This window comes from Phytobacter sp. RSE-02, assembly GCF_040578655.1.
Classification (GTDB): Bacteria; Pseudomonadota; Gammaproteobacteria; order Enterobacterales; family Enterobacteriaceae; genus Phytobacter; species Phytobacter diazotrophicus.
Genome location: NZ_JBEULY010000014.1, coordinates 1 through 15,514 on the forward strand (window position 1 = coordinate 1; position 15,514 = coordinate 15,514).

15 protein-coding genes and 1 pseudogene are annotated in these 15,514 nt (G+C 53.4%); 6 read left to right on the plus strand and 10 right to left on the minus strand.

Features of this window, described 5'->3' with window-relative positions; all coding sequences use genetic code 11:
• From gudD to syd, 7 genes and pseudogenes are all read right to left on the minus strand, one after another.
• Window positions 1-484 (minus strand): annotated as a pseudogene (gene gudD, locus ABU190_RS22125) (glucarate dehydratase); the annotation flags it as partial.
• Window positions 485-503: 19 nt separating this feature from the next.
• Complete coding sequence (locus ABU190_RS22130) at window positions 504-1,844, minus strand: enolase C-terminal domain-like protein (protein WP_354692414.1); 1,341 nt, start codon at window positions 1,842-1,844, stop codon at window positions 504-506.
• A 2-nt stretch (window positions 1,845-1,846) separates the two neighbouring features.
• Complete coding sequence (locus ABU190_RS22135; RefSeq protein WP_039077080.1) at window positions 1,847-3,199, minus strand: MFS transporter; 1,353 nt, start codon at window positions 3,197-3,199, stop codon at window positions 1,847-1,849.
• 491 nt (window positions 3,200-3,690) lie between these two features.
• On the minus strand, window positions 3,691-4,140 hold the full coding sequence (locus ABU190_RS22140) for a flavodoxin (RefSeq protein ID WP_039077081.1): 450 nt from the start codon (window positions 4,138-4,140) through the stop codon (window positions 3,691-3,693).
• Window positions 4,141-4,157: 17 nt separating this feature from the next.
• Window positions 4,158-4,940 (minus strand): tRNA pseudouridine(65) synthase TruC, encoded by a 783-nt coding sequence (gene truC, locus ABU190_RS22145; RefSeq protein ID WP_079498494.1) that lies wholly within the window; start codon window positions 4,938-4,940, stop codon window positions 4,158-4,160.
• The gene (locus ABU190_RS22150) at window positions 4,940-5,269 is read right to left on the minus strand and encodes a YqcC family protein (protein ID WP_354692415.1); all 330 of its coding nucleotides are present in this window, start codon (window positions 5,267-5,269) and stop codon (window positions 4,940-4,942) included. The genes truC and ABU190_RS22150 overlap by 1 nt, the downstream gene beginning before the upstream one ends.
• A gap of 641 nt (window positions 5,270-5,910) precedes the next feature.
• Window positions 5,911-6,456, minus strand: coding sequence for a SecY-interacting protein (syd, locus tag ABU190_RS22155; RefSeq protein WP_193794280.1), 546 nt, complete (start codon window positions 6,454-6,456; stop codon window positions 5,911-5,913).
• Window positions 6,457-6,526: 70 nt separating this feature from the next.
• Between syd and queF the strand changes: the two genes are divergently transcribed.
• The 6 genes from queF to xni all read left to right on the plus strand — a co-directional run bounded on the left by queF (window position 6,527) and on the right by xni (window position 12,888).
• Window positions 6,527-7,372 carry an NADPH-dependent 7-cyano-7-deazaguanine reductase QueF gene (gene queF, locus ABU190_RS22160; protein ID WP_354692416.1) on the plus strand — a complete coding sequence of 282 codons (846 nt, stop codon included), beginning with the start codon at window positions 6,527-6,529 and terminating at the stop codon, window positions 7,370-7,372.
• Window positions 7,373-7,490: 118 nt separating this feature from the next.
• Window positions 7,491-8,855 (plus strand): nucleotide 5'-monophosphate nucleosidase PpnN, encoded by a 1,365-nt coding sequence (ppnN, locus tag ABU190_RS22165; protein ID WP_039077085.1) that lies wholly within the window; start codon window positions 7,491-7,493, stop codon window positions 8,853-8,855.
• Window positions 8,856-8,871: 16 nt separating this feature from the next.
• The gene (locus tag ABU190_RS22170) at window positions 8,872-9,111 is read left to right on the plus strand and encodes a hypothetical protein (RefSeq protein WP_354692417.1); all 240 of its coding nucleotides are present in this window, start codon (window positions 8,872-8,874) and stop codon (window positions 9,109-9,111) included.
• A 190-nt stretch (window positions 9,112-9,301) separates the two neighbouring features.
• Window positions 9,302-10,591, plus strand: coding sequence for an HAAAP family serine/threonine permease (locus tag ABU190_RS22175; protein ID WP_354692418.1), 1,290 nt, complete (start codon window positions 9,302-9,304; stop codon window positions 10,589-10,591).
• A gap of 63 nt (window positions 10,592-10,654) precedes the next feature.
• Window positions 10,655-12,022, plus strand: a complete 1,368-nt coding sequence (locus ABU190_RS22180) for an L-serine ammonia-lyase (RefSeq protein WP_354692419.1) — start codon at window positions 10,655-10,657, stop codon at window positions 12,020-12,022.
• A gap of 110 nt (window positions 12,023-12,132) precedes the next feature.
• Entirely contained in the window at window positions 12,133-12,888 is a 756-nt protein-coding gene (xni, locus tag ABU190_RS22185; protein WP_071194394.1) for a flap endonuclease Xni, read from the plus strand.
• A gap of 76 nt (window positions 12,889-12,964) precedes the next feature.
• Here the strand turns inward: xni and rlmM are convergent, their stop codons facing one another.
• Genes rlmM through gcvA form a run of 3 tightly spaced genes read right to left on the minus strand, consistent with a single transcriptional unit; the run spans window position 12,965 to window position 15,406 of the window.
• On the minus strand, window positions 12,965-14,065 hold the full coding sequence (gene rlmM / locus ABU190_RS22190) for a 23S rRNA (cytidine(2498)-2'-O)-methyltransferase RlmM (RefSeq protein ID WP_354692420.1): 1,101 nt from the start codon (window positions 14,063-14,065) through the stop codon (window positions 12,965-12,967).
• The gene (locus tag ABU190_RS22195) at window positions 14,058-14,453 is read right to left on the minus strand and encodes a DUF423 domain-containing protein (protein ID WP_039077090.1); all 396 of its coding nucleotides are present in this window, start codon (window positions 14,451-14,453) and stop codon (window positions 14,058-14,060) included. The genes rlmM and ABU190_RS22195 overlap by 8 nt, the downstream gene beginning before the upstream one ends.
• Before the next feature lie 38 nt (window positions 14,454-14,491).
• On the minus strand, window positions 14,492-15,406 hold the full coding sequence (gene gcvA, locus ABU190_RS22200; protein WP_039077091.1) for a glycine cleavage system transcriptional regulator GcvA: 915 nt from the start codon (window positions 15,404-15,406) through the stop codon (window positions 14,492-14,494).
• Window positions 15,407-15,514: the final 108 nt, after the last annotated feature.

The following is a 15,514-nucleotide window of genomic DNA, read 5'->3' on the forward strand; positions in this document are numbered from 1 at the left end:
GCGGCGTCGCCTTACGGTTGCCGACGAAGAACAGGTAGCCGAGCATTTCCACTTCGCTGCGCTGCTGGCCGTCACCGAGCAGGGAGGCGACGTTGACGCCCAGGTGTTTGCCCAGCAGGTCGAGCATCGCGGATTCAATGGCGGTGACCACGTGGATGGTGGTGCGCAGGTCAAAAGTCTGCAGGCCGCGGCCCGCGGCGTCGCGGTCAGCAAAGGCGCCGCGCACCTCGTTGAGGACATTTTTGTAGGCGCCGAGGGTTTTGCCGACAATCAGCGGCGTCGCGTCTTCCAGAGTCTGGCGGATTTTTTCGCCGCCGGGGACTTCGCCGACGCCGGTGTTGCCGGCGTTGTCGGTGATGATAACGATGTTACGGGTGAAGAACGGCGCATGCGCACCGCTCAGGTTCATCAGCATGCTGTCATGCCCGGCGACCGGGATGACCTTCACTGACGTAACAACAGGAGTCGAACTTTGAGCGCTCATATTTTATCCTTTTACTCTGTCACTGACGTCCAAATACCGGGCGTTTTCTGTCAAATTTCCAGCCGGGGATCAGGTACTGCATCGGACCTGCGTCGTTACGCGCACCGCCTGGCAGGCTTTTATAGATGGCATGGGCTTTTTCAATCTGCGCCCAGTCAATCTCCACGCCCAGTCCTGGCGCATCCGGTACCGCAATCTGCCCACCTTTGATTTCCAGCGGCTGTTTCGTCAGGCGCGCTTCGCCTTCCTGCCAGATCCAGTGGGTGTCGATGGCCGTCGGATTACCCGGCGCCGCCGCGCCAACGTGGGTGAACATCGCCAGTGAAATATCGAAGTGGTTATTGGAATGGCAACCCCAGGTCAGCCCCCAGTCATCACACAGTTGCGCCACGCGTACCGCCCCGGAGAGCGTCCAGAAGTGCGGGTCCGCAAGAGGGATGTCTACCGCATTCAGCATTACAGAGTGGCCCATTTCACGCCAGTTAGTGGCGATCATGTTGGTGGCAACAGGCAGACCGGTGGCGCGACGGAATTCCGCCATCACTTCACGCCCGGAGAAACCCTGCTCTGCGCCACACGGATCTTCCGCGTAGGTCAATACATCCTGGAGGCCTTTGCACAGTGCAATGGCTTCATCAAGCAGCCAGGCGCCGTTCGGGTCCACGGTGATACGCGCATCCGGGAAGCGTTTTTTCAGGGCGCGGGCCGCGTCAATTTCCTGCTCGCCCGGCAGTACGCCGCCTTTCAGTTTGAAGTCTTTAAAACCGTAACGGTCCTGAGACGCCTCGGCCAGACGCACAACCGCGTCGCTGTTCATCGCTTCCTGATGACGCAGACGGTACCAGTCGTGATTGCCGTCGGTTTTATCAAGGTATGGCAGGTCGGTTTTGGTGCGGTCGCCGATATAGAACAGATACCCCAGGACGGTTACGGCATCACGCTGTTTACCCGGCCCCAGCAGTTCGCAGACCGGCACGTTCAGCGCTTTACCTAACAGGTCGAGCAGTGCGGCTTCAAGTGCGGCTACGGCATTAACGCGCAGTTCAAATGTCCATGCGCCTTTGCCAAAATTATCGAAATCGCTCGCCTGATTACCCTTATGAACGCGCTGAACCACTTTGTTCAGCCGCGCCACCTCCTGCCCCAGCACCATCGGAATAGCATCGACCAGCGTCTGGTAAATCACTTCCCCACCCGGTGCTTCGCCAACGCCGGTGTTACCGGCGTTGTCTGTCAGTACTACGATGTTACGTGTGAAATAAGCGTTATGCGCACCGCCAATGTTCATTAACATGCTGTCATGACCAGCAACCGGAATGACTTTCATATCTGTAATGACGGGGCTTGCTTGCGTACTCATAATTATCGTCCTGTGACAGGTTTCAATTCGATACGTTTGATATCTCCCACCAATACCAGGTAGCTCAGTACCGCCACCAGGGCATGGATACCAACGTAGATCAGCGCGCCGTTAAACGAGCCCGTAGTCCCAACGATGTAACCGATAGCAATCGGGGTAACGATACCGGAGATGTTACCGAACATATTGAACAGACCACCGCTCAGACCGCTGATTTCCTTCGGCGCCGTGTCGGCCATAACAGCCCAACCCAACGCACCAATGCCTTTACCGAAGAACGCCATGGACATGAAACCGATAATCATCCATTCAACGTCGGTGTAGTTACAGAACACCATCACCATAGAGAGCAACATGCCAAGTACGATGGGTGTTTTACGTGCAATATTCAGAGAGCCCGTACGACGCATTAACCAGTCAGAGATAATCCCGCCGAGCACACCACCCGCAAATCCACAAATTGCCGGGATGGACGCGATAAAACCCGCTTTCAAAATAGACATACCGCGAGCCTGAACCAGGTAAACCGGGAACCAGGTGATAAAGAAGTATGTCAGGGCGTTGATGCAATACTGACCCAGGTAAACACCAATCATCATACGGGAGCCAAGCAGTTGCTTGATCTGACCCCATTTTTCGCTGAACGGGACTTTCGCTTTCCCGCTTTTCTGATCCATGTTGATCAGTGCGCCGCCTTCTGCGATGTATTCGAGCTCTTTCTTGTTCACCTTCGGATGCTGGTTCGGTTCGTAAATCACTTTCAGCCAAATGAAGCTGATAACGATACCCAGACCACCCATAAAGAAGAATACGTGCGACCAACCCACCTCATGGGTTAACCAACCCATAATCGGGGCGAAAATTACCGTTGCGAAGTACTGTGCGGAGTTGAAAATCGCGACTGCCGTCCCCCTTTCCTGTGCCGGGAACCAGGCCGCGACGATGCGACTGTTACCAGGGAAGGATGGCGATTCGGCCAACCCTACCAGGAAGCGCAGGGTGAACAGCGCAACGATGATACCGAAGCCACTGAATACATCGACAAACCCTTGCAGCAGGGTAAACAGGGACCAAATGAAAATGGACCAGAAATAAACACGTTTGGAACCGAAGCGGTCAAGCAGCCAGCCACCCGGAATCTGCCCTATAACATAGGCCCAGGAAAACGCGGAGAAAACATAACCCATACCGATTGGATCAAGGCCGATATCTTTGGCCATTTCTGACCCGGCGATTGACAGCGTGGCGCGGTCACCGTAGTTGAAGGATGTGACGATAAACAACATCACCACTATCCAGTAGCGAGCATTGGTACGCTTTTCAGCGCTGCTCGCTGCTTGGCTTAATGTACTCATTGTTGTACTCCCGAAGCATAAATGTTCATGTACATTCATCCGGAACAGGACAACCTGTAGGGGTGAACCGAATGATGTATTTGTGTTTTTTGCAGTTTTACTGCCGGGTCGCTATTCCCTGCGTACTGCGTTTTTTTAACTTGCGGGAAAAGTATAAAAAGGGGTACCTGAACACTCACCGTGCAACAACACAACATTGTGTGGTCACGGCATGAAGGTTTCTTGCAAAAGCCCAGGGGGATGGGGACTAACTCACGGAAATGAAAAGTTGAGGCGCTAACATTTGGTTAAAAGTCAGCCTGTTTTGAATAATGTGAAACGCATCGCTTGACGCAGTGTAAATGCACTTTTACCCCCTCAGGAGAAGAGGGTTTTTACTGGCAAACGCCCAATGCTTACTCGATTCAGTTGCCGCATAATGTGCCGCGTCGCTATTTTACCGCTTACCGCCAGATAAGTGGGTTGCCCTCCTGTAGGGGGAGGGCAACACCTCATTTTAACAATGTCGCCCAGTGTTCCACCCACGGGTTAGAAACCGACTCAGGCTCGGGATCCTCGCTGGCATCGATCAGCAAAACGTCTCCCACGCGCTGCGCACTTTGTTCCTGCAATAACGCGTCAAACTGTTTTCCGCCGCCGCAGAAATTTGTATAGGTGCTGTCGCCCAGGGCAATCACACAATAACGCAGCGCTGGCTGATAGCCGATTTTGTCACGAATGTACTGAAACAACGGCACAATGCTGTCCGGCAAATCGCCCTGCCCGGTCGTTGATGTCACCACCAGCGCATACTTATCTTTATAAGCATCCCAGTCCGCAGGTTCTGGATCTTCAAATACAGTAGCGCTGTGCCCCTGTTCGCCCAGAATCGTTTGTGCCTCTTCGGCCACCAGCAATGCATTGCCGTACATGGTGCCAACGAAAATTCCGACTTCCGCCATGGTGCTCACTCCTTGCGTTAAATGTGAATCCCGCCATCCTGACCGCACGGCGAAACAAACTCAACCCTTTCATTGTCAGGGAGAAGCCCCTGCCAGCCAAACTGCGACAACGCCCGCATCCAGACATCATCCAGCCCGGCATGCAGCGTCAGCGGTTCGCCGGTAAAGGGGTGAGTGAGCGTTAACTGACTGGCATGGAGCATCAGTCGGTTACAGCCAAAATGTTCTGCCGCACTGCGGTTCTGACGCAAATCACCGTGTTTGCTGTCGCCGATAATCGGATGGCGTAAATGGGCGAGATGGCGACGGAGCTGATGCTTACGCCCGGTTTGTGGGAGCAGTTCCACCAGGCCGTAACGTGTGGTCGGAAATTTACTGGTCGCCACCGGCATTTCGGTCGTCGCCATGCCGCGATAATGCGTCACCGCTGGCTGTGGGCCTTTATCCTCCCGGGCAAATTTGTCCGCGATTTTATCCAGCTCTTCAACCAGCGGATAATCCAGCACCGCCTCGTCCATCAGCCAGCCGCGCACGATCGCATGGTAGCGCTTCTGAATTTGGTGCTGCTCAAATTGCTGCGCCAGAAGACGCCCCGCCTCGCTCGAAAGCCCCATCAGCAATACACCGGAGGTCGGTCTGTCGAGACGATGCGCAGTAAAGACATGCTGGCCTATCTGGTCGCGGACGGTTTGCATCACCACCACTTTTTCATCCCGATCAAGCCAGCTTCGATGTACCAGCCAGCCTGAGGGTTTATTCACCGCAACCAGCCATTCGTCCTGATAGATAATCTCAAGCATCAGGCATCATCATTTGAGAAGAGCGCGTCGAGCTCTTGCAATTGCACAAGAATGACATCACGCGCGGGATGCGTCGCCTCGAGCGCAATTTCATAGTAAGGCGCAATAGCGAAGGATTCAGGCAGCGGATGTTCACCGTCCAGCAAGGCGTGCATGCGGGGAATCAACACCCATTGCAGCCACTCGTACGGTTCGAGGGTATCCATACAGAAAGGTTGAGTACTGTTGAACACGCTGGCATCCGGCGCAACGGACTGCCATTGGTTATGCTCACGTAACAGCGCCTCGATAAGCTGTAATTGCTGGCGCACGCGGGAAGAAAGCGTCATGAAAACCTCAATAACAAACGAACTGGCGCGCAGGATAGCATCTGTAGCGAGAAATAAAAAAAAGGGAGCACTGTAAAAACAGTGCTCCCGGTTCGTTTCGCAGCAATCCAGCTACTTTTCGTGCTCCCTGCTCATCCTTGACAACTTTTCCTGCGGGTCTCCTGACCCTTGTTCATCCTTAAACTAGCGCATCCTGCCCACACCACCCCGATGTGGATTAGCCTCATCCGTAAAGCGTGTCCTTGATCTTCCTGATCCACCGAACATCCTGACCGGCTCTCGTTCTCCCTCCTGGAGGTGTCCTTTAATGCGTTCCTGCATTTTCCCTTTTACTTCATCCGGAAGCCTGTCCGTGAAGCACCATCCTGGTGTATCCCGTCTCGAAACAACATCATCCTGATGTTCGTTTCAGTGTGCGACTCCTTGTCGACGCAGATAGAATTACCCATTCCTCTTCGTCTTACAAGTGCGCCTAAGGCAAATATTTCCCCTGCTAACTATAATTTAACTAAGGTTATTATTTCCAACTCATTGATCTTATTATTAAAAACCAATAAAGATACGTAAGCCATAGCAAAGCAAGCAGGCGATCTCTCACAAGCTTTGTAAGAGATCTCTCACAAGTGGAATAGCAATAAAGATTACAGAACAGGCTCAAGTTGATTGAGGAAGTCCGCAAGATCTGAGGAAAGAACCGTACGCTGGCGGGTGCCCAATGTTTCTTTAATGACTTCACCGCTCAAGTTACACAGCGAAATCACATCAATGTCGCTGTCCAGAGTAGCAATAAAAAGTGTAGGCGAAAGCTTAAGTCTTTTCTGGGTGACCAGGTGGCCAATCAGGTTCTCCTGAACTCGCTGGAAATCGTCAGCGCTCCAGGTTTGCAGTAGTGTAAGCGTTTCCCCACGGAAGGTCGCTTGCATATCCCCGGCAAATTGTGTGGTGTAAAACACGCGAAGCGCAGGTTGTACCATAATATCCATCGCGCGTTCAATCGCGTTTACATTTTGCTCCGGTAAAAACGGCTGCGGCTGCCACGTGACGAGGGTATCGGTCGAGGAGATAATGCACGGTGAAGGCACGCCATACAGCTCTTCACTTTGCGGCCAGGTACCGTACGACTGCTGCCATGCATCGCAATAGCGCGTAGTAAACGCTTTCAGGGCAAGGGCTATCTCTTTTTCCACCGCTTTCTCTCTTTATCTAAGCCAGGATACACTTTGCCTATTAGTGTACCCGTAAATATGGCGATGAAACATGTCTTCCTATGATAACCACCAGGCGCTGTCTGGCCTGACGCTTGGCAAAACCACCGACTACCGCGATCGCTACGACGCCAGCCTGCTGCAAGGTGTTCCCCGCAGCCTGAACCGCGATCCGCTGGGATTAACAGCAGAGAATCTCCCCTTCCAGGGCGCAGATATCTGGACGCTCTATGAACTCTCCTGGCTTAACGCTAACGGTCTGCCGCAGGTGGCGGTCGGCCATGTGGAGTTAAACTACGCCAGCATCAATCTGGTGGAGTCAAAAAGCTTTAAGCTTTACCTTAACAGTTTTAATCAGACCCGCTTCGCGAGCTGGGATGAGGTACGTGAGACGCTTGAGCGCGATCTTAGCGCCTGCGCGCAAGGCGAGGTTTCCGTCGCGCTATACCGACTCGATGAAATTGAAGGCCAGCCTATTGCCCACTTCCACGGCACCTGCATTGATGACCAGGATATCGTTATTGATAACTACGACTTCGACGCGGCACTGCTGACTGACGCGGCGAGCGGCAAAGTGGTGGAAGAGACGCTGGTTAGCCATCTGCTCAAATCGAACTGTCTGATCACCCACCAACCCGACTGGGGCTCCGTGCAAATCCAGTATCGTGGTCCGAAAATCGACCGGGAAAAGCTGCTGCGTTATCTGGTCTCCTTCCGTCATCATAATGAATTCCATGAGCAGTGTGTCGAGCGCATCTTTACCGACATTCAGCGTTTTTGTCAGCCAGAAAGCTTAAGCGTTTATGCCCGTTATACCCGACGTGGCGGGCTGGATATCAACCCGTGGCGCACTAATACCCGGTTTATTCCCGCAACCGGGCGTCTGGTTCGTCAGTAAACACACAATTTTTTGCTATCTGCGAGGGAGATTCATCGCGGCAGGTTGTTAAACGTCATAACCCGAGGCTATTGTAATCATCAGGGAAGATACAATTTTCATCCCGTAAGGAGTTCACTTGATTACACATATTAGCCCGCTTGGCTCGATGGATATGTTGTCGCAACTGGAAGTCGATATGCTGAAACGCACGGCCAGTAGCGACCTGTATCAACTGTTTCGTAACTGTTCACTCGCAGTACTTAACTCCGGAAGTCTGACTGATAACAGCAAAGAGCTGCTCTCTCGTTATGAAAGTTTTGATATCAACGTTTTACGCCGTGAACGCGGCGTAAAACTGGAGCTTATTAACCCGCCAGAAGATGCGTTTGTCGACGGGCGTATTATTCGCGCGTTGCAGGCAAACCTCTTCGCCGTCCTGCGCGATATTTTGTTTGTGAATGGACAAATTCACAGCGCCGGGCGACTCCAGCATCTGAATCTTGAAGATTCAATTCATATCACCAATCTGGTCTTCTCCATTTTGCGCAATGCCCGCGCGCTGCACGTTGGCGAAGCGCCGAACATGGTCGTGTGCTGGGGCGGTCACTCCATCAACGAAACGGAATACCTGTATGCGCGTCGCGTCGGCACCCAGTTGGGCTTGCGCGAACTGAACATCTGCACCGGTTGTGGTCCAGGTGCGATGGAAGCGCCGATGAAAGGCGCAGCGGTGGGACACGCGCAGCAGCGCTATAAAGACGGGCGTTTTATTGGGATGACCGAACCCTCGATCATTGCCGCTGAGCCGCCTAACCCGCTGGTCAACGAACTGATCATCATGCCGGACATTGAAAAACGTCTGGAAGCCTTCGTCCGCATCGCCCACGGCATCATCATCTTCCCGGGTGGGGTGGGTACAGCAGAAGAGCTGCTTTATCTGCTGGGTATTTTGATGAACCCGGCCAACAAAGATCAGGTGTTGCCGCTGATCCTTACCGGGCCGAAAGAGAGCGCCGACTATTTCCGCGTGCTGGATGAGTTTATCGTCAATACGCTGGGGGAAAGCGCACGTCGCCACTATCGTATCGTCATTAACGACGCTGCCGAAGTGGCCCGCCTGATGAAAAAAGCCATGCCGCAGGTGAAAGAGAATCGTCGCGAAACCGGCGATGCTTACAGCTTCAACTGGTCAATTCGCATAGCGCCGGACCTGCAGGTACCGTTCGAACCGACGCACGAAAACATGGCGAACCTGAAACTGTATCCTGACCAACCCGTGGAAGTTCTGGCAGCCGATCTACGCAGAGCCTTCTCGGGCATCGTCACCGGTAACGTGAAGGAAATGGGTATCCAGGCCATTGAAAAATATGGACCGTACAAAATTCATGGCGACCGCGACATGATGCGTCGTATGGATGATTTACTGCAAGGCTTCGTCGCTCAGCACCGTATGAAGTTGCCGGGCTCGGCCTACATTCCTTGCTACGAAATCTGCACCTGAACCATAAGGGCGGCCGATGTCGCCCTCTCTTTTTCCTGGCAAGCCAATCGTTTGCGTTGCTCTGGCGCCACAGATAAATATTCATAAAACCTATATTAATGCTGATAAAACGCTAAAACACGCAAATCAGGCAGATCTTTTATCTCGTTTTAACCCACATACTTTGCTTGTGAATCCCGCCAATGATAGCCTTCGCGCCCATAAATTTCATGCAGCGATCTGTTCGCAGAGCTTTACCCCAACAATAACCGTATAAAAAGTGGATTATTGCATTTGCGATCGGGATCACTGATCCATCCATAACATAAATGTATCGTGCCGCCCGCCAATAGTTACGAGATGAAATTATAAAAAAACCGTAAAAGCGCAGAATTTCGTATTACCGCCGTGTTCTTTGGCATTGGATTTGACCAAAAAGCGGCATTTACTTTCCCTGGAGATATTAGATGGAAACGACTCAAACCGGCACCGTTGCTTCAATCGAGACCCGAAGCGCATGGCGTAAAACGGATACCATGTGGATGCTCGGACTGTATGGCACCGCCATTGGCGCAGGAGTTCTGTTCCTGCCGATTAACGCGGGCGTAGGTGGGATGATCCCGCTGATTATTATGGCGATTCTCGCCTTCCCGATGACCTTCTTCGCCCACCGCGGCCTGACCCGTTTCGTCCTCTCAGGTAAAAACCCGGGGGAAGACATCACCGAAGTTGTAGAAGAACATTTCGGCAAAGGCGCCGGTAAGCTGATTACCCTGCTCTATTTCTTTGCTATCTACCCAATCCTGTTGGTGTATAGCGTGGCGATTACCAATACGGTGGAAAGCTTTATGACCCACCAGTTGGCCTTAACCCCGCCGCCGCGCGCTATCCTGTCGCTGATTCTGATCGTCGGCATGATGACCATCGTACGTTTCGGTGAGCAAATGATCGTCAAAGCGATGAGTATTCTGGTGTTCCCGTTCGTGGTGGCACTGATGATGCTGGCGCTGTACCTGATTCCACAGTGGAGCACCAGCGCACTGGATACTCTCTCTTTGAGCAGCACAAGTGTGTCAGGCAACGGTCTGTGGATGACGCTGTGGTTGGCGATTCCGGTGATGGTCTTCTCCTTTAACCATTCGCCGATTATCTCCTCTTTCGCAGTCGCAAAACGCGAAGAGTATGGCGTGGAAGCCGAACGTAAATGTTCGCGCATTCTCTCTTACGCGCACATCATGATGGTACTGACCGTGATGTTCTTCGTGTTCAGTTGTGTACTGAGCCTCTCCCCGGCAGACCTGGCGGCGGCAAAAGCACAGAACATCTCCATTCTGTCGTACCTGGCAAACCACTTTAACGCACCGATCATCGCCTGGATGGCGCCGATTATCGCGATTATCGCCATTACCAAATCCTTCCTCGGCCACTATCTGGGTGCGCGTGAAGGCTTTAACGGGATGGTGATTAAGTCCCTGCGCGGTAAAGGTAAATCCATCGAAATCAACAAACTGAACAAAATTACCGCGCTGTTTATGCTGGTAACCACCTGGGCCGTTGCGACGCTGAACCCGAGCATTCTCGGCATGATCGAAACCCTGGGCGGCCCGATTATCGCGATGATTCTGTTCCTGATGCCGATGTACGCCATTCATAAAGTACCGGCCATGCGTAAATACAGCGGCCATATCAGCAACATCTTTGTTGTTGTAATGGGTCTTATCGCTATCTCCGCCATCTTCTTCTCTCTGTTCAGCTAATCCCTTAGCGCCGTCAGCACGACGGCGCTTTTCCCTGATCTTTTTAGCCATGGATACTGCATCATGATCAGCGTATTCGATATTTTTAAAATCGGTATTGGCCCTTCCAGCTCCCACACCGTTGGGCCAATGAAAGCCGGTAAGCAGTTCACGGACGACCTGATCGCACGCGACATGCTGCAAAACGTCACCCGCGTTGTGGTGGACGTTTACGGTTCCCTCTCACTGACCGGGAAAGGTCACCATACGGATATCGCCATCATTATGGGGCTGGCGGGAAATCTGCCGGACACGGTGGATATCGACGCCATTCCTGACTTTATTCAGGACGTTAATACCCACGGACGGCTGCTACTGGCAAACGGCGCCCATGAAGTGGAGTTCCCGGTTGATAAGTGCATGAATTTCCATGCAGATAATTTATCGTTGCATGAAAACGGGATGCGCATCACCGCCCTGAACGGTGAAAACGTGCTGTACAGCCAGACTTATTACTCTATCGGCGGCGGCTTTATTGTTGATGAAGCTCACTTTGGTCAGAGCGATGACGCCCCTGTCGCCGTACCTTACCCGTACAAATCGGCTGCGGACCTCCAACAACACTGCCGCGAAAGCGGACTCTCTCTTTCCGGCCTGATGATGCAAAACGAGCTGGCGCTGCACAGCAAGGCAGAGCTGGAGGCGCATCTTTCCGCCGTCTGGGACGTCATGCGCGGTGGAATTGAACGCGGCATCACCACCGAAGGTGTGCTGCCAGGCAAACTGCGTGTTCCGCGCCGGGCGGCGGCATTGCGCCGTCTGCTGGTAAGCAGCGATAAAACCACCAGCGACCCGATGGCGGTGGTCGACTGGATTAACATGTTCGCGCTGGCTGTTAATGAAGAAAACGCGGCAGGCGGGCGCGTGGTGACGGCCCCAACCAACGGTGCCTGCGGCATTGTCCCGGCGGTACTGGCCTACTACGACAAGTTTATCCGTCAGGTCAACGCCAATTCGCTGGCGCGCTATCTGCTGACAGCCAGTGCCATTGGCTCGCTCTATAAAATGAACGCCTCAATTTCCGGCGCGGAAGTGGGTTGCCAGGGCGAAGTTGGCGTCGCCTGCTCCATGGCCGCCGCCGGGCTGGCTGAACTGCTCGGTGGAAGCCCTGCCCAGGTATGTATCGCCGCAGAAATCGGCATGGAGCATAACCTTGGTCTGACCTGCGATCCGGTGGCCGGACAAGTGCAGGTGCCCTGCATCGAGCGTAACGCCATCGCCTCGGTAAAAGCGGTCAACGCCGCGCGGATGGCGCTACGCCGGACCAGCGAGCCGCGTGTTTGCCTGGATAAAGTTATCGAGACAATGTACGAAACGGGCAAGGATATGAACGCCAAATATCGCGAAACCTCGCGTGGTGGTCTGGCGATGAAAATCGTCGCCTGCGATTAATCATCCGGCGCCTCGTTTTGCGAGGCGTCTTCCCGAATCCCGTGCTGCGGATAGTCTCCCGGCCCCGTCAATGTTACCCTGAACGCCTGTATCATGGCCTGGAGGGAACGGTGGCTATCCATCTGCTTATTGTTGACGCACTCAACCTTATTCGACGTATTCACGCAGTTCAGGGTTCGCCCTGCGTCACCACCTGCCAGCACGCGCTGGATCAGCTGATACTCCACAGCCAGCCTACCCACGCGGTCGCCGTGTTTGACGATGAGGCCCGCAACCAAAGCTGGCGGCACCAGATGCTGCCCGATTACAAAGCCGGAAGGCCACCAATGCCGGAAACCCTGCATGATGAGATGCCGGACCTGCGTGCCGCTTTTGCACAGCGCGGCGTACAAAGTTGGGTGTCGCCGGGTAACGAAGCCGACGATCTGGCCGCTACGCTCGCCTGCAAAGTAGCAAATGCAGGACATCAGGCCACCATTGTCTCCACGGATAAAGGCTACTGCCAGCTTCTGGAGCCGGGCATCCGCATTCGTGACTATTTTCAAAAGCGCTGGCTGGATGCCCCCTTTATCGCCAGCGAGTTCGGCGTTTCACCCCAACAACTCCCCGACTACTGGGGCCTTGCGGGTATTAGCAGTTCAAAAATACCGGGGGTCGCGGGGATTGGCCCGAAAAGCGCGGCCCAGTTGCTGACCGACTTTCAGGATCTGGAGGGTCTGTATGCCCGTCTGGATGAGGTGCCGGAGAAGTGGCGCAAGAAGCTCGAAGAGCATAAAGAGATGGCCTTTGTCTGCCGCGATATCTCGCGCCTGCAAACGGATATCCATATTGATGGCAACTTACAGCAGTTGCGTCTTTCCCGGTAACCACTAACCGGCGTTTAGCCTGTAAAAACAGGAAAGTAAACTGACCTGCCAGGCAGGTCAGTTATATGGGAAACGCTTAGCGCTCGTCGCGACGCCCACCCACCGCAGCCCACCAGCGACGGACGTGAACCGTCACCTCTTCGCGGTCATGGTAAAGCTGGCGCGCTTGGATCTCGGCATTGATGCCGTGCGCCTGAAGCTGTTCCTCAATATACGCCAGGTTTTGCTGCACCTCTTCGTAGCGCTTTTTCATCGGCAACTTGAGATTAAAAATGGTTTCACGACACCAGCCGTTAACCAGCCATTGCGCCATCAGCGCGGCCACTTTAGCTGGTTTTTCCACCATGTCGCAGACCATCCACGAAATGTTGTTGCGGTTTGGACGGTAGCGGAAGCCATCTTCCGGCAGCCAGGTCACCTGCCCGGTATCCATCAGGCTTTGCGCCATCGGACCATTATCCACGGAGACAACCCACATATTGCGTTTGACCAGTTGATAGGTCCAGCCGCCAGGGCAAGCCCCCAGATCCACCGCGTGCATACCGTTCGCCAGGCGCTCGTCCCACTCATCGGCCGGGATAAACACATGGAAAGCTTCTTCCAGTTTCAGCGTTGAGCGGCTCGGCGCATCAGAAGGGAACTTAAGACGCGGGATGCCCATATAAAACGGTGAGTTATTGGTGGTGTAAGAGTACCCGGTATAGCAACAGCCCGGCGCGATAAAGAACACATGCACCACCGGGCGCTTCGGCGTCTCGTAGTTCACCAGAATGCCCGCCTCACGCAGCGCCGCACGCAGCGGCACGGTGAATTTGCGGCAGAACTTCATCAGCTCTTTGCTTTCGTTGGTGTCAGCCACTTCAACGCGTAAGTCACCGCCTTTCTCCACGACACCTTGCAACATCCCCACGATCGGAGTGATGCGATCTTCTGGCGGCAGATTCTGCAATAACTCGCCGGCCACAAACATCTGACGGGCGAAGATCAGCGAGCTGAACGGCAGTTCACGCGCCAGCTTGTCTGCGTCATCAGGCTGATAACATTCGAAAATGACATAACCCGCGTTCTCTTTGACGCGGGCAAAACCAAACACCTCGCGGCGCCCGGCTTTGTCGGTAATTTCTGCGGCACACTCTTTCTCGAAACCAGGGCGGCACAGTAAAACAACTTTATTCATGAACAACGCCCTTACGTTTCAGACGGATTGCACCAATAAACATTAACACCCATCCTGCCAGGAAGCAGACGCCGCCAACAGGGGTGACAAACGCCCACAGGCGCAGATGCGAAAGCGCCAGGCAATACAGACTGCCGCTAAATAACACCGTGCCCAGGGCCAGAAATACACTACTCCAGTAAAACCAGATGCTGATTCGACGCTGCATCGCCACCGCCAGCCCCAGAACCGCCAGCGTATGGAATGCCTGATAGTTGAGGCCGGTTTGGATCCAGCCCATCTCAACAACACCCATCGATTTACTTAAAACATGTGCGCCGAATGCTCCCAGCGCAACATAAACAAAACCGCTCACTGCGGCGAAAATCAACATGAAACGGCTGGTCATGTGCGTACCCTAAAGTCATGCGCTTACCGCGCGTACAATTATTGTTCGTAGCGGAAACGAAATTTTTCCTGCTCGCTTGCCGCTTTTGCCAGGATCCACTGTCGAAAGGCGGCTATTTTACCCAGTTCTGCCTGGCTGTCATGACAAACCAGATAAAACGCGTTCTTACTGACCAGAACATCATTAAAAGGGCAGACCAGACGGCCTGCTTCAATTTCGGACTGTGCCATCACATTGTTGGCCAGTGCGATCCCCTGTCCATGGATTGCCGCCTGTAGCACCATCGCGCTATGGCTAAAAATAGGTCCCTGCTGAACGTTAAGATTAAGACCCAATTGCCGCGTATAAGTTTGCCAGTCCCGGCGGGACGCATCGTGCAACAGCGTGTGCTGCGCCAAATCCGCTGGCGTTTTCAAGGGCTTATCACCGGTTAATAATAACGGTGAACAGACCGGCAACAGATATTCCGCGTACAATTTTTCAACACGCAGTCCAGGCCAGTTGCCGCGACCATAAAAAATGGCCACGTCGACGTCATCCGCCAGTTTGTCTTCCTGGCGATCTACAGCCTGGATTCGAACGTCGATTCCCGGATAAGCTGAGTTAAAGCTAGAGAGGCGGGGTACCATCCATTGAATGGCAAAACTGGGCAGCAAACTGACCGTCAACGCCCCTTTAGCACTGCGGGCCTGGAGCTTACGCGTCGCTTCGGTCAGTTGGGAAAATATCTCTTTAATATCCTGAAAATAACTCTGCCCTTCCTCGGTTAATAGCAGAGAACGATTACGCCGACGAAACAATTTGAGCCCCAGAAAATCCTCGAGAGACTTGATTTGGTGGCTTACTGCGGCCTGCGTCACAAATAACTCATCTGCCGCGCGCGTGAAACTTAAATGGCGCGCAGCAGCATCAAAAACACGTAATGCATTAAGGGGTGGTAATCGCTTGGACATGGTTATCAGGCTTAGATGTTAAGGCGTTTTAACAAACAGGAAACAATGTGTAACCTATTAGTTTTTTTTATCTGAGCCATTATAATTTGTCCGTTGAGCTTCTACCAG

Bases quoted from the DNA above. Each gene is read 5' to 3' on its own strand.
- gcvA (WP_039077091.1), bottom strand. From the start codon at position 15,406: ATGTCCAAGCGATTACCACCCCTTAATGCATTACGTGTTTTTGATGCT.
- ABU190_RS22175 (WP_354692418.1), top strand. From the start codon at position 9,302: ATGGAAACGACTCAAACCGGCACCGTTGCTTCAATCGAGACCCGAAGC.
- ABU190_RS22130 (WP_354692414.1), bottom strand. From the start codon at position 1,844: ATGAGTACGCAAGCAAGCCCCGTCATTACAGATATGAAAGTCATTCCG.
- ABU190_RS22150 (WP_354692415.1), bottom strand. From the start codon at position 5,269: ATGACGCTTTCTTCCCGCGTGCGCCAGCAATTACAGCTTATCGAGGCG.
- truC (WP_079498494.1), bottom strand. From the start codon at position 4,940: ATGCTTGAGATTATCTATCAGGACGAATGGCTGGTTGCGGTGAATAAA.
- ABU190_RS22170 (WP_354692417.1), top strand. From the start codon at position 8,872: ATGTCGCCCTCTCTTTTTCCTGGCAAGCCAATCGTTTGCGTTGCTCTG.
- rlmM (WP_354692420.1), bottom strand. From the start codon at position 14,065: ATGAATAAAGTTGTTTTACTGTGCCGCCCTGGTTTCGAGAAAGAGTGT.
- queF (WP_354692416.1), top strand. From the start codon at position 6,527: ATGTCTTCCTATGATAACCACCAGGCGCTGTCTGGCCTGACGCTTGGC.
- ABU190_RS22195 (WP_039077090.1), bottom strand. From the start codon at position 14,453: ATGACCAGCCGTTTCATGTTGATTTTCGCCGCAGTGAGCGGTTTTGTT.
- ABU190_RS22140 (WP_039077081.1), bottom strand. From the start codon at position 4,140: ATGGCGGAAGTCGGAATTTTCGTTGGCACCATGTACGGCAATGCATTG.
- ABU190_RS22135 (WP_039077080.1), bottom strand. From the start codon at position 3,199: ATGAGTACATTAAGCCAAGCAGCGAGCAGCGCTGAAAAGCGTACCAAT.
- ABU190_RS22180 (WP_354692419.1), top strand. From the start codon at position 10,655: ATGATCAGCGTATTCGATATTTTTAAAATCGGTATTGGCCCTTCCAGC.